This window comes from Corynebacterium sp. J010B-136, assembly GCF_002967075.1.
GTDB lineage: Bacteria > Actinomycetota > Actinomycetes > Mycobacteriales > Mycobacteriaceae > Corynebacterium.
Window position 1 is genome coordinate 365529 of record NZ_PUGE01000002.1, and the last position, 12868, is coordinate 378396.

Below are 12868 nucleotides of genomic sequence, written 5' to 3' on the forward strand. Positions count from 1 at the left end.
CATCCTCGATCCCACTAGAATTGGAAAGCGTGACTGCTACTGATTCATTTGACCAGCTAACCCCGGAAGAAGCACAGAAGCGTTGGGCCGAGCTTGCCCAAGAAGTGCGACGCCACCGTGAGCTTTACTACAACGAGCAGCCGTCGATCCCCGATGCTGATTTTGATGCCCTATTTCAAGAGCTTGTGGCGCTGGAATCCGCGCACCCGCAATTGGTGGTTCCAGAATCACCCACCCAAGAGGTAGGTTCAGCACCGGCGGCTGATTCAGCATTCGCAGATATTGAGCACCTCGAGCGAATGATGAGCTTGGACAACGTCTTCAATGCTTCCGAGCTACAAGACTGGTTAGACCGTACCCCGGCCAAGGCTTATTTAGCAGAGCTCAAAATCGACGGTGCATCAATTGACTTGGTCTACCGGGACGGAAAGCTTACTACCGCGGCAACGCGTGGCGATGGCCGCGTTGGCGAAGATATCACCGCCAACGCCAAGGTGATTGAGTCGATCCCGCATGAGCTTCAGGGAACGGATGAATACCCAGTGCCTGCTTTGGTGGAAATCCGCGGTGAGATTTACATGCGCCCAGAAGACTTCGACACGCTCAACGAGGAACGCGCTGCTGACGGGAAGCAGGCTTTTGCCAATCCTCGAAACTCAGCAGCCGGTGGTTTGCGTATGAAAAATCCTGAAGAGGTGAAAAAGCGTCGCCTGCGTTTAGTCGCACACGGCATTGGTGCCCGCGATGGGTTTACTCCGCAAAGCCAGCACGATGCCTATGCCGCGATCGCTGCTTGGGGCTTGCCGGTTTCGCCTTATACCGAGCGCGTGACAACGTCTAAGGAAGTCCAAGACAAGGTCAAGTATTGGGCGGATCACCGCCATGATGCTGAATTTGAGATGGATGGCGTGGTCATTAAGGTCGATGACCTAGCAACCCAGCGCAGCTTCGGTGCAACCTCTCGTGCGCCGCGTTGGGCCATTGCCTATAAGTATCCACCGGAAGAAGTCACCACCAAGCTGTTGAATATTGAAGTCGGCGTGGGACGTACCGGACGCGTTACTCCCTATGCAGTGATGAACCCTGTTTTCGTATCAGGCTCCACGGTTTCCATGGCAACTTTGCACAACCAATCTGAGGTCAAGCGCAAGGGCGTATTAATTGGCGATACCGTCATTATCCGCAAAGCCGGTGAGATCATTCCAGAAGTGCTGGGCCCAGTACTGGAAAAGCGTGATGGCAGTGAGGTCGAGTGGACTTTCCCTGAAGACTGTCCATCTTGTGGCACGAAACTTGCGCCGCAAAAAGAAGGCGATGCCGACTGGCGCTGCCCCAATACCCGTACCTGCCCAGCGCAGCTATCGGCGCGCCTGGAATACCTTGCCGGGCGAGGTGCCTTCGATATCGAAGCACTGGGGGAGAAGGGCGCTATCGATCTCATTGAACGTGGTGTTCTGGAAGATGAGTCGGAACTCTTTGACCTGACGGAGGAGCTATTAAAGAAGTCTGATGTCTACACCACCAAGGCTGGCAATGTGAATGCTTCGGGCAAGAAGCTTCTCAGTAACCTGGAAACCGCACGCCACACAGATTTGTGGCGCGTGCTGGTGGCGTTGTCTATCCGCCATGTTGGCCCAACGGCTGCGCGTGCGATCGCTTCACGTTACGGCTCTTTAGAGGCCGCGCGCGACGCTGATGTAGAAGATATCGCGCAAACAGATGGCGTGGGACAAATTATTGCCGAAAGCTTCAAAGAATGGTTTGAGGTAGATTGGCACCGCACCATCGTTGAGAAGTGGTCTGCCGCTGGGGTCACCATGGCTATCGATGAATCCGATAAGCCAGAGCAGACCTTGGAAGGATTGACCATCGTGGTCACTGGCACCTTGGAAAATTTCTCCCGCGATAGCGCCAAGGAAGCAATTATTTCGCGTGGCGGCAAAGCATCCGGCTCAGTATCGAAAAAGACTGACTTCGTGGTGGCAGGAGAAAATGCTGGCTCGAAGGAAACTAAAGCCCGCGACCTCGGCGTGACCATTCTTAATGAAGCAGGCTTTGAAACTCTGCTTGCCACGGGCGCTGGCCCAGAAGAAGGCTAGTACCTGTAGTCGTCTCGCCAATGAAACAGAATTTGGGGCTGGTTGGGAGATAATCCCATCCAGCCCCATTTTTCAATCGGTACTAGGGCTGTGATGTGCTGACAACCCGAGGATTGGCCTGAAAATTGGCAACCGCGATGAGGCCACAGACTAGGAAGAGTACTGGGAATAACATCGCGGCGCCCATCGCACCATGGAAAGAGAAATGCTGACCGGCAATCTGCATCACCGCGCCCAGGCTGGCTGCGCCTAATACCGCGCCCACTTGGCGGGCGGTGTTATACACACCCGATGCAGCACCAACGAGATGCGGCGGCAGATCACGCATTGAGATCGTAGAATTCGGCGACCAACATAAACCATTAGCTGCACCCAACAAGATAATCGGCACCAGCATCCAGGCGGCGGGAACTTCTAAGAACATGAAGATTCCAAAAAGCACCATGGATGAAATCAACGAAGAAAACCCGAGGATGGATACACCACCTGGGCTGACCCGGTCAGTAATGCGGCCAATTACTGGGGCGATGAACATGGAGATTACTGCCATCGGAACCAGCACTAGACCTGCAGCTTGCGAGGTTAGACCAGCGCTTTCTTGCAGGTACAACATGATGGGCAAGTTCACGGCATAGACTGTAAACCCGAGCATCGAAACAGCGAAAAGGCCTAAAGAGAAATTGCGGTGCTGGAATAAATCTAAGGGGACAAGCGGCTCAGCGCCGCGCCGGGAAGCGGTCCTTTGTAAACGGATAAACACCACCGCGGCTCCGAGCCCTAGTACCAGCAGAGCCCACAGCCATAGCGGCCAACCCAAATCGGGCCCCTGCTGGACAGAGAAGACCACAGCGAGTACCGCGATGAGAGAAACCAGAGCGCTTAGGAAATCGATGCGGCCGGTCATCGTTGGCAGCTTCGGCACCCACAGCGCAACTAGTGTTAGGCACACCAGTCCTAGTGGCAAGTAGAGGAAGAATGTCCAGCGCCAGCCGACAAAACCTACCAAGACGCCACCGACGACGGGACCGAAAAGTCCAGCAGAACCGGCAACAGCGCTCCACACGCCCATGGCAGAACCGCGACGCTCACGTGGGAAGATTTTGTTGATTACGCTCAGTGGCTGCGGGTTGGCCAGTGATGCGCCGAGGCCCTGTACGGCACGCAAAGCAATAAGGATTTCAATCGTTGGGGCAAAAGCACAGGCGACGGCGCCTAAAGTAAACAGGCTAATACCGACCAAGTACACATTGCGTTGACCAAAGCGATCGCCCAAGCGACCGGCGATAAGCAGTGGCACTGCGAAAGTCAGGAGATAGACCGCTGATACCCACACTGCTTGGTTGATGCTAGCGCCCAAGTCTTCGCGGATGCGGGGAAGTGCAACGGCCACCAGGGTCTGGTCCATCATGGTGATAAATAACCCGGTGCACAGCGCTGCTAAAGCACGCCAGGATTGTTGCGGAGGGATTTCTGTGGATTTTTGGGCCGCAGAGGGGGATTGAGAAAGGCGGGAATGCACTAGAACCTTTTTCTATCTATAGCAAAAGTGGAAAAAATTCGGCCAAATTATAGCCTAAGCGTTCTAGTCTAACTCAGGGTGCGCATTGAGGCAGAATAAGATTTTGGCTATGCACGCAGCAAAACACCGGCCCACCTGGCCAGTGAGCTGGAACAGCTTACTGGCGGCAAGAGGGGCCGGTGAAAACTAAGGCGCGGTTACTTATTTAAGAAAGCGCCCAAGATGGTGCCGAGGTTTCCAAGGTGCTCAACCTCAGAAGCCAAGAAGTCTGGTCCGCCAACGCGGCCGATGATAAGAACTAAACCGGTAGAGCCGATGGGCGTTGCCGCAAGGGATGAGTCCAACAGCGCCCAAGAAGTTGGGATCCAATCCTCTGTGTCAGGATTGAGGTGGCGCGCGGTATCAACTTCTAGGTCAGAGGGGACAGTGCCATCATCTTCGGGAGCAGCAGAAGAACCCGCGACACGTTTGATCGTTCCTGAAGTATCAGCAACAATTGCCCAGCTAGAAGTCAGTGCCTGCGGCATAGCCTGGACGAGTTGTTCCATGGCGGCTTGAATATTGTGCGTCTTTTTTGCGATAGAGGACAGCAAGTTAATCTGCCCGCGCCGATCCACACGCCCAGAGAATGGGCGGATGGAATCTACTTCGGCACCTTTCACGGTGCTGGCTGCAGTAATAAGTGTATCGGCCAAGGTGCCAACGGGTAGTTCGACCACGATGTCATCGGTTACCGTTCCATCAGGGGCCGTATCTACAATATCGACGGATTTAATATTGCCGTCGACGGCGCCGATAGCTTCGGCTAATTCACCAAGGCTGCCGGGAGTATCGGGAAGTTGGACACGGATTAAAAAAGACATTGGTTGATGAAAGGCTTTCTCTAAATAAACTAAACCAAAGGCAAGGCTATTGTGTTCCATGCTACAACCTCCACCTTCACTTTTGCACCTAAAGGTGGCATTAAATAAGGGCACGGGGGATAGTTATCTCGAAACAGGCTGTGCAGTAGCATGGGTAGGCAGGAAAATAATTAACGTTGTGGAAAAGGATGGGTAACTCGTGTCTGAGATTTCGCGGGAACAAATCAGCCATCTAGCCAAGCTGTCACGTTTGGCTTTGAGCGAAGAAGAGCTTGACCAGTTTGCCAATCAAATCGATGAGATTGTGGATGCAGTCTCAGCCGTAGGCAAGGTCAATACCGAAGGGGTGGAGCCGATGAGCCACCCGCATTCGATTACCACTTCGATGCGTGAAGATGTCATTGTGCGTACCTTGAACGCGGAGCAGGCACTAGACCAGGCGCCAGCGGTTGAAGATGATCGTTTTGTAGTTCCTCAGATTTTGGGAGGCGAATAAATGTCCTATGTAGTTCCTGCTGAGGGGCTTACATCGTTAAGCGCTGCTGAACTAGCGGAAAAAATCCACTCCCGTGAGGTTACCTCCCGCGAGGTTGTGCAAGCGCACCTTGATCGCATCGCTGAGACCAACGATGCTTTGAATTCTTTCCTGCACGTTGGTGCAGAAGAAGCTTTGGCTACTGCCGATGCCGTTGATAAGGCATTGGATGCAGGTGAGAAGCCGGCATCGGCCTTGGCTGGCGTGCCTTTGGCATTGAAGGACTTGCTGACGACGACGGATGCGCCAACCACTGCAGCATCCAAGATGCTAGAAGGCTGGATTTCGCCTTACGATGCCACGGTGACCAAGAAACTGCGCGAGGCCGGCATTCCGATCTTGGGCAAGACCAACTTGGATGAATTTGCCATGGGTTCTTCGAATGAGAACTCTGCCTATGGTCCCGTGCACAACCCACACGATCTGGAGCGCACCCCAGGTGGTTCCGGTGGCGGAACTTCCGCTGCCTTGGCATCTGGCCAGGCACCTTTGGGTATCGGTACCGATACCGGTGGTTCGATCCGCCAGCCAGCGGCGTTGACCAACACTGTTGGTGTGAAGCCGACCTATGGCACGGTGTCGCGCTACGGACTTATCGCTGCTGCTTCTTCTTTGGACCAGGCCGGTCCAACCGCGCGTACTGTCCTTGATACCGCGCTATTGCACGAGGTTATCGCAGGCCACGATGAATTTGATGCGACTTCTGTGAACCGTCCGGTGGCAGATGTTGTTGCTGCGGCGCGCGAAGGCGCAAAGGGTGACTTGTCAGGTGTTAAGGTTGGCCTGATTAAGCAGTTTGAGCGCGATGGCTGGCAGCCAGGCGTGATGGAAGCGTACCGCGCAGCTGTTGACCAGCTGGTAGCGCAAGGCGCTGAGACCGTTGAGGTTGACTGCCCGCACTTTGACGATGCCCTTGCTGCGTACTACTTGATTATGCCGTGTGAGGTGTCTTCGAACCTCGCGCGTTTCGACGGCATGCGCTACGGCCTGCGCTCTGGCGATGACGGCTCGCACTCTGCTGATGACGTCATGAGCATCTCCCGTGCTGAAGGCTTTGGCCCTGAGGTCAAGCGTCGCATCATGCTGGGTACCTATGCGCTGTCGGTGGGCTACTACGATGCCTACTACCTGCAGGCACAGCGTGTACGTACCCTGATTGCAGAAGATTTCGCCCGCGCCTTTGAGCAGGTTGACGTGTTGGTTTCCCCAACCACGCCAACCACTGCCTTTAAGCTCGGTGAAAAGACCGAGGATCCAATGGAGATGTACAACTTCGACTTGTGCACCTTGCCATTGAACCTTGCTGGTCTGTGCGGCATGTCTGTACCGTCCGGAATGGCTTCCGATACCGGCCTGCCTACCGGTCTGCAGATCATGGCACCGGCATTCCAGGATGACCGCCTGTACAAGGTCGGCGCAGCTTATGAGGCTGGCCGCAACAAGTAAACGCTGATTTCACCCCTAGACCCGTTGGTCCAAGCGCCCGTAATGGCGCTGTGGCCAGCGGGTTTAGTTTTGTGTCATGAAGGTCTCAACAACTCGTTGGCAGTTAATGTGTTAGCCTTGCCTAAGTGTGCGGCGTGCAGATTTCCGCCGGTACGAAGCAACCCCAGAATTATTTAAGGATAGTGATCACTATGGCTGACCAAGCTAATCCAGCACCCAAGCGCAAGGCACGGAAGGCACACGAGGCAACCGTTACTGGTCGCCGTCAGCTTTCTCCGGACCTGGTTCGTCTCAGCTTGAACTCACCAGACTTTGTGGGCCAGGAATTAGAATTTACCGACCACTACATCAAGCTGCTGTTTGTTCCAGAGGGCGCAGATTACGCATGGCCTTTCGATGCCGCACAGATCCGCGAGGAACAGCCACGCGATAAGCAGCCCATTACCCGTACCTACACCATTTTTAACCTCAACTCCGAGACCGGCGATTTCGAGGCAGACTTTGTCACCCACGGTGATTCCGGTCTGGCAGGCCCATGGGGCCGCGATGTGGAAGTAGGAGCAAAGATCGGTTTCTTCGGTCCAGGCGGCAAGTGGGAGCCAGAAGCATCCTATGACCACTTCGTCTTCGCCGGCGATGAGTCAGCCGCGCCAGCGATTAGCGCTGGTTTGGCACGCTTGCCAGAAGGTGCCACCGCAACGGCCTATATCGAGATTGAATCCGAAGACCGCACCTTTGAGGTCCCAACGGGTGAAGGTATCGACATCCAGTGGGTCTACCGCAATGGCGCAACGCATGGCACGGAACTTTCCCGCATCGTCCGCGGTGCCGGCGTGCCAGAAGGTAAGAAAACCAGCTGGTTCGTACACGGCGTTGCCGAAATGATTAAAGAGATGCGTCGCTTCCTCTTTGTCGAATCCGAAATCCCACGTGAGGACGTCTCCATCTCTGGTTACTGGCGCATCGGCATGACCGAAGACCAGTGGCAATCGTCCAAGCAGGAATTCAATGCGGAGATTGAGGCAGAAGAAGAGCGCCTCAGCACGCGTTAATTAACTGAAGTTAATTAACGCAGGAGTACAGCAGCAGAATGCGGGCTCTTCGCCTTTATTGAAGCCTACTTGCTGTCAGAAAGCAGGTACGCCGCGCCTGCCGATGCTCCAGTGACCGCAAAGACCGCTGGCCAAGCACCAATCTTTTTCGCCAGTGGGTGAGAAGCACCGAAACCGCCGATATACAGCGCGGTCAGGCCCACGGTGGTTGGAATATCAGTTTTAGCCAACCACGAACGCACTGCCCAGCCACCCGCAGCCGCGAGCACAACACCGCCAAGCGGACGGATTCCAGATTCCCGAGCGGTGATGAAACCACCGAGCAGACCTGCACTCACAACAGTCGCAGTCTTTACTTTTTTCGCATTTTTAATATCAATTGCAGACATGTTTTTATGATAGCCGTTTTGCCGTACAGTACCGGTAGTGAATATCTGGATATATTTGGGCTCAGCGGGCATGTCTGCGCTGGGCAACTCGATTGCGGGCATCGTATGGCCGTGGATCGTTTTAGAGCGCACCGGTGACCCCGCCGCCGCGGGCCTGGTCGCTGCAGCAGTGGCAGTACCCTCTGTCATCTTCGCTTTCCTCGGCGGCTACCTCATCGATACCGTCGGTAGAAAACCCATGTCGGTTATCTCCGATATTATTTCCGGCGCATCTGTCGCAGGTGTCGTCCTCGTCGATCAGACCTTAGGGCTGACCATCGCCTGGTTTATTGCTTTAGGCATCATCGGCGGCGTGGGAGATATCCCCGGCATGGCAGCGCGCTCCGCGTTGGTAGGCGATGTCTCGCAGGCCTCAGGCAAGACCGTGGACTATATCGCAGGTCTTAACCAGGCGATCTTAGGCGTGGCATTTTTGGTCGGCCCCGCTGTTGCGGGCGTCTTATTAGCCGCGCTCGATTCCAGCTTGGTACTCATCATCACCGCAGCCTGTTCCTTCCTCGCAGCATTGCTGACTACCTTCTTGCGCTTGGCCAAGCGCGAACTTACAGAAGAAGAAAAGCAGGCCGCGGCAACAGATAATGCGTTGAACCTGCAAGCACTCAAGAGCTGGGGACAGGTTATCAGTCCCGCTCCGATTAGGTTGCTAGCCATTTTCCTTTTCGGCGGAGTGGCACTTGTTGCGCCATTTTTAGGCGTGCTGATGCCCGCGCATTTCCAAAAGGCAGATCAGCCCTTCCTGCTGGGCTTGGCATTTTCTTTCTACGCCATCGGCATGATGATCTCGGGCGCAGGCATTGCCAAAGTCGGTACCTCGCGTCGTCGTTTAGTGTGGGCCGTTGCCGTTGGGGTTGAAGCCATAGGCTTTGCGATGATGGCCGCCCTCGGCGTGTCCTGGCTCGTCGTCATCGGCTGCGGAATCGCAGGTTTTGCCGGTGGCATGCTCTCACCTTTGCAGATGGTGCTGGTTACTGAAGAAACCCCCGAACACATGCGTGGGCGCGCATTTTCTCTGTTCACCGCCATCATGCAATTCGGCGGGCCAATCGGCTTGGTTATCGCATCGGGACTGTTGACCACCTTGTCGATCTACCAGCTGGCTGTCCTACTCGTTGGTGCCTACATGTTAGTCGCCATTTGGGCGATGATTCGCGGGCTGAAGGTACTACCGAGCTTTGTCGCATCAGAAGCAACAACGACACCCGTCGACACCATATCGGGTCAGGGTTCACCGGAAGGTGAAACATCCAGTTAGGATAGCCTGCGTGTCTACTACTAAACCTACCCCGATGCCCTCAGTGTCGAAGCCCCAAGCCTGGCGCGCTTTAGCTGCGCTGTGCCTGGGCTTTTTCATGGTGCTGATGGATCAAACCATCGTCGCGGTAGCAACGCCTGAAATCATGGCCAACTTCGATACGGAGTTTGACCAAGTTGTGTGGGTAACCTCCATCTACCTGTTGTGCATGGTCGTACCACTTCTGTTTACGGGCCGTTTGGGCGACCGATTTGGTCAAGCGCGGATGTTCCAATTGGGCATTACTGTCTTTGTGATCGCCGCACTCGCTGCATCATTGGCGCCCAACCTGGCGGTGCTCCTAGTCGCCCGCGCGGTCCAAGGTTTAGGCGCAGCCATCTTGACCCCGCAGACGATGGCCGTAATCAACCGTATCTTTCCCCAAGATGCGCGCGGACCAGCGCTTGGTGTGTGGGGTGCAGTCGGATCCGTTGCCTCACTAGTAGGACCTGTACTGGGCGGATTTATCATCAGCACCTTTGGCTGGCGCGGCGTCTTCGTCCTGCACCTGCCATTAGGCATTGCTGCATTGGTGCTATCTGCGCTGTGGGTGCCGAAGCTGCCGACGTATGCACGGAGCATCGACAAGCTAAGCGTCGTGGTGACCTTAGTCGGTATGACCTCTGCGGTTATCGCCATCCAGCAAGGCCCGGGCTTGGGCTGGCCGTGGTGGACTTTTGTCCTACTTATCGGCGGCATTGGCTTGATTGCCTGGTTCGTGCGACTGCAAGCCACAGCGAGCAAACGCGGTACCGAACCACTGGTGCCGCTGACTTTGTTTAAAAACCGCAACTACTCACTCGGTGCTTTTTCTATCTCCACCATGGGCTTTGCTGTGGCATCGCAGATGCTGCCGATCATGATGTGGTTTCAAACCGGCCGGGGATTAACCTCCGCCGAAGCAGGCCTGATGATGGTGCCCATGGCCGTGGCCGCAGGTCTCGGCTCGCCTTTGGTGGGACCTTTGGCTGACCGGATTAAGCCGCGGCTGCTGTCGGTGTTTGGCTTCGGCTCTGTCATCGTGGCGCTGCTGTGGATTGCCGGGATTATGTACACCGATGCTGCACTGTTCTGGTTTATCGGTGCCTCAGCGCTGCTTGGTGTGGGCAATGCTTTTGTGTGGGCACCGAACTCGGTTACCGCCATGCGCACCGTGGACCTGCGCTATATGGGCGCGGCTTCGGGTGTGTACAACACCACCCGCCAAGTTGGCGCTGTGGTGGGTGCTGCTGCCGTAGGTGCTGCGATGCAGGTCGGCTCCGCCAGCCTCGGGCTGCACCAAGGCATGGCGATTGCGCTCGTGCTGCCGGCAGCCGTGATGGTCGCAGGTCTTATTGCCGTGGCCTGTTTTGAAAATACCTTGACGCCCAAGCGCGCTTAGAGATTCCAAACTAGTGTGGTGGTTATGCGACTAGCCACATTGACTTCCGGCGGCGATTGCCCCGGCCTAAATGCCGTAATTCGCGCTATTGTGCGCACCGCGTCTAATGAGTTCGGCGACACCGTTGTAGGTTATGAAGACGGCTGGGTGGGGCTGATGGAAGACCGCCGCCGCGACCTATATGACGACGCCACCATCGACCGCATCCTATTGCGCGGCGGCACTATCTTAGGCACCGGCCGTTTGCACCCGGATAAATTCAAAGCCGGATTAGACATCATCAAATCCAATCTGGAAGACGCCGGCGTGGACGCACTCATCGCCATTGGCGGCGAAGGCACGCTCAAGGGCGCGAAGTGGCTGGCAGACAACGGCGTGCCCGTCATTGGCGTTCCCAAGACCATTGACAATGACGTCAATGCGACTGACTACACCTTCGGTTTTGATACCGCCGTATCTGTTGCCACCGATGCCATTGACCGGCTGCACACCACCGCGGAATCTCACAACCGCATTTTGATTGTTGAAGTCATGGGCCGCCACGTCGGCTGGATTGCGCTGCACGCCGGCATGGCTGGCGGTGCGCACTACACCGTGATTCCCGAAGTGCCTTTCGATGTCGCCGATATCTGCAAGGCCATGGAACGCCGCTTCCAGATGGGGGAGAAGTACGGCATTATCTGCGTCGCCGAAGGCGCTCTGCCCAAGGAAGGCACCATGAACTTTGGCGAAGGCGAAGAAGACGAATTCGGGCACAAAACCTTCAACGGCATTGGGCAAGTTATCGGCGATGAGATTAAATCCCGCACCGGATACGACGTGCGCACCACTGTGTTGGGCCATATCCAGCGCGGCGGCACCCCGACTGCCTATGACCGCGTCCTGGCAACCCGCTACGGTGTTTCCGCCGCCCGCGCTGCCCACGAAGGCCTGTCCAATAAGTGCGTTGCACTCCGCGGCGAAGACATCAAACTCGTTGACCTTGCCGACGCCGTCGATGAACTAAAGACCGTGCCGATTCACCGCTACGAAAACGCCCAAGCGCTGTTTGGCTAATATCTCAGTTCATGAAGTTGCTCACCTAATGGGATAGGTATCCCAAATGGTGGACTACTATGAGGGGATGAATAATTCCCTTGATTCACAATCCGGTGGCGCAGGCGCTGCCGGGCATTCGACTCCTACACAATCTGACGCTGATAAAGCGGCGACCGCTCGCGAAGATCGCGCTGCGTTTATCGCGGCGCTTGGATTTCCAGTTCTGGTTATCATTGGTGGTCTATTAGGCTTTTTCTTCCCCGACGTTGCTACGGGCTTTGCGCCGCAGGTAACCCCATTGCTGGGCATCATCATGTTCGGCATGGGTTTGACGTTGCGGCCGGTAGACTTTGGGCTCATTGCTAAGCGGCCTTTGCCCGTGCTCATTGGTGTTGTCGCGCAGTTTGTCATCATGCCGCTGCTCGCGGTACTGACTGTATGGATTTTGCAGCTGCCTGCAGAAATTGCAGTTGGTGTCATCCTGGTTGGTTGTGCACCGGGTGGTACGTCCTCCAACGTGGTCAGCTACCTCGCACGCGGCGACGTTGCCTTGTCCGTGACCATGACCTCTGTGTCCACGCTGCTGGCGCCGCTTTTGACCCCGATGCTGACGTTGTGGCTGGCAGGGCAGTACATGCCGCTCGATGCTGGTGCGATGGCGTGGGACATCGTCAAGGTTGTTCTCATCCCTGTGGTCGGCGGTCTGGTTGTCCGCCTGCTGTTGCCAAAGGTGGTCGCATTTATTACCCCGGCGCTGCCATGGATTTCTGTGATCGCAATTTCGTCGATTGTGGCCATCGTCGTTGGCGGCAACCGCGACAACATCGTCACCGCTGGCGGCGTCGTGCTGGTTGCGGTCATCATCCACAACGGCCTGGGCTACGCGTTGGGCTACCTCACCGGTAAATTCACCCGCCAGCCAGAACCTGTCGCACGCACCATGGCGATTGAGGTGGGCATGCAAAACTCCGGCATGGCAACAACGTTGGCTTCGACTTACTTCAGCCCACTTTCGGCGCTGCCGGGCGCGGTGTTCTCTGTCTGGCACAACCTCTCCGGTGCCGTGGTGGCAGCCGTCTGCCGCTACGTGGATGGCCGTGCTGCAAAGGTCGAGCAGAGCGTGGAAGCTAAGTAGTTCACTTAAAGGCCTGTGAGGGCTGGGTGGTGTCTGACGCTTCAGGGTAGAAGTATTAAG

At 55.9% G+C, this 12868-nt stretch carries 11 protein-coding genes; 8 read left to right on the forward strand and 3 right to left on the reverse strand.

Going from position 1 to position 12868, the window contains the following annotated elements; all coding sequences use genetic code 11:
• Positions 1-29 precede the first annotated feature (29 nt).
• Positions 30-2099, forward strand: coding sequence for an NAD-dependent DNA ligase LigA (gene ligA / locus C5Y44_RS05045; RefSeq protein ID WP_105323939.1), 2070 nt, complete (start codon positions 30-32; stop codon positions 2097-2099).
• 82 nt (positions 2100-2181) lie between these two features.
• On the opposite strand, the gene C5Y44_RS05050 is transcribed toward ligA, so the two are convergent.
• A complete protein-coding gene (locus C5Y44_RS05050) occupies positions 2182-3618 on the reverse strand; it encodes a DHA2 family efflux MFS transporter permease subunit (RefSeq protein ID WP_105323940.1) in 1437 nt (478 codons plus the stop codon).
• A 197-nt stretch (positions 3619-3815) separates the two neighbouring features.
• Positions 3816-4481, reverse strand: a complete 666-nt coding sequence (locus C5Y44_RS05055; protein ID WP_066797677.1) for an amino acid-binding ACT domain protein — start codon at positions 4479-4481, stop codon at positions 3816-3818.
• A gap of 199 nt (positions 4482-4680) precedes the next feature.
• Here C5Y44_RS05055 and gatC point away from each other — a divergent pair, with 199 nt between their 5' ends.
• The 3 genes from gatC to C5Y44_RS05070 all read left to right on the forward strand — a co-directional run bounded on the left by gatC (position 4681) and on the right by C5Y44_RS05070 (position 7514).
• On the forward strand, positions 4681-4977 hold the full coding sequence (gene gatC, locus C5Y44_RS05060; RefSeq protein ID WP_105323941.1) for an Asp-tRNA(Asn)/Glu-tRNA(Gln) amidotransferase subunit GatC: 297 nt from the start codon (positions 4681-4683) through the stop codon (positions 4975-4977).
• Positions 4978-6462, forward strand: a complete 1485-nt coding sequence (gene gatA / locus C5Y44_RS05065; RefSeq protein ID WP_105323942.1) for an Asp-tRNA(Asn)/Glu-tRNA(Gln) amidotransferase subunit GatA — start codon at positions 4978-4980, stop codon at positions 6460-6462.
• Positions 6463-6653: 191 nt separating this feature from the next.
• Positions 6654-7514 (forward strand): siderophore-interacting protein, encoded by an 861-nt coding sequence (locus tag C5Y44_RS05070; RefSeq protein WP_105323943.1) that lies wholly within the window; start codon positions 6654-6656, stop codon positions 7512-7514.
• A 65-nt stretch (positions 7515-7579) separates the two neighbouring features.
• On the opposite strand, the gene C5Y44_RS05075 is transcribed toward C5Y44_RS05070, so the two are convergent.
• Positions 7580-7903 (reverse strand): hypothetical protein, encoded by a 324-nt coding sequence (locus tag C5Y44_RS05075; protein ID WP_105323944.1) that lies wholly within the window; start codon positions 7901-7903, stop codon positions 7580-7582.
• Between the two features lie 37 nt (positions 7904-7940).
• Between C5Y44_RS05075 and C5Y44_RS05080 the strand changes: the two genes are divergently transcribed.
• The 4 genes from C5Y44_RS05080 to C5Y44_RS05095 all read left to right on the forward strand — a co-directional run bounded on the left by C5Y44_RS05080 (position 7941) and on the right by C5Y44_RS05095 (position 12808).
• Positions 7941-9215 carry an MFS transporter gene (locus tag C5Y44_RS05080; RefSeq protein WP_105323945.1) on the forward strand — a complete coding sequence of 425 codons (1275 nt, stop codon included), beginning with the start codon at positions 7941-7943 and terminating at the stop codon, positions 9213-9215.
• Between the two features lie 10 nt (positions 9216-9225).
• The gene (locus tag C5Y44_RS05085) at positions 9226-10635 is read left to right on the forward strand and encodes a DHA2 family efflux MFS transporter permease subunit (RefSeq protein ID WP_369831070.1); all 1410 of its coding nucleotides are present in this window, start codon (positions 9226-9228) and stop codon (positions 10633-10635) included.
• Positions 10636-10659: 24 nt separating this feature from the next.
• Positions 10660-11691, forward strand: a complete 1032-nt coding sequence (locus tag C5Y44_RS05090; protein ID WP_105323947.1) for a 6-phosphofructokinase — start codon at positions 10660-10662, stop codon at positions 11689-11691.
• 67 nt (positions 11692-11758) lie between these two features.
• Entirely contained in the window at positions 11759-12808 is a 1050-nt protein-coding gene (locus C5Y44_RS05095; protein ID WP_105324080.1) for a bile acid:sodium symporter family protein, read from the forward strand.
• The last annotated feature ends 60 nt before the right edge of the window (positions 12809-12868 follow it).

What these genes read in the sequence shown, in the direction of transcription:
- C5Y44_RS05055 (WP_066797677.1), bottom strand. Translation starts at nt 4,481, where the DNA reads ATGTCTTTTTTAATCCGTGTCCAACTTCCCGATACTCCCGGCAGCCTT.
- gatA (WP_105323942.1), top strand. Translation starts at nt 4,978, where the DNA reads ATGTCCTATGTAGTTCCTGCTGAGGGGCTTACATCGTTAAGCGCTGCT.
- C5Y44_RS05070 (WP_105323943.1), top strand. Translation starts at nt 6,654, where the DNA reads ATGGCTGACCAAGCTAATCCAGCACCCAAGCGCAAGGCACGGAAGGCA.
- C5Y44_RS05075 (WP_105323944.1), bottom strand. Translation starts at nt 7,903, where the DNA reads ATGTCTGCAATTGATATTAAAAATGCGAAAAAAGTAAAGACTGCGACT.
- C5Y44_RS05090 (WP_105323947.1), top strand. Translation starts at nt 10,660, where the DNA reads ATGCGACTAGCCACATTGACTTCCGGCGGCGATTGCCCCGGCCTAAAT.
- C5Y44_RS05095 (WP_105324080.1), top strand. Translation starts at nt 11,759, where the DNA reads ATGAATAATTCCCTTGATTCACAATCCGGTGGCGCAGGCGCTGCCGGG.